The sequence below is a fragment of the Bacteroides sp. OF04-15BH genome, assembly GCF_003477995.1.
Taxonomy (GTDB): Bacteria; Bacteroidota; Bacteroidia; order Bacteroidales; family Bacteroidaceae; genus Paraprevotella.
The window spans coordinates 1-457 of record NZ_QUEM01000089.1; the positions used below are offsets into that span (position 1 = coordinate 1).

Consider the following 457-nt stretch of genomic DNA (forward strand, 5'->3'; position numbering starts at 1 on the left):
AAGCAAAGGCATACCGCCATAAGGAGAATTGTTCTTTTCATGTTCCTGATTTTTAAGTTGTTGATGATTGGGGATTACGTTTGCTTTCTGCAAGCCTCTTGATAGCCAGTTCAAGGTTGCCGCCCAGCTTGTCGGCAAGTGCGAACAGTTCCATTTTCTCGCTTTCCTCTGTCGTGAAGGTGTAATATTCTTCCAATGAAACTTCTGTGGCGTACACCGCCGACTGCGTGCCGCCCAGCGAGAAGAAAACTTCCTTGTACTTCCGTCCGGGGTGGTTCGCCATGTTGATAGACAATATCTGCGAACGCTCCTTGTCGGTCAGTCCCAAGAGGTTCTGTATGCTGTCAAACTTGTTGAGATATTTTCTTTGGTCTAACAGGATTTTGCAGTCCGAGTTATTGATGATACTCTCTTTCACGATAGGGGAAGAAATAATATCCTCAATCTCTTGCGTGAC

Annotated in this window: 1 pseudogene; it reads right to left on the reverse strand. The window is 45.7% G+C overall.

Going from position 1 to position 457, the window contains the following annotated elements:
- Positions 1-52: 52 nt before the first annotated feature.
- Positions 53-457: pseudogene (locus tag DXA74_RS16770) on the reverse strand (conjugal transfer protein TraG); the annotation flags it as partial.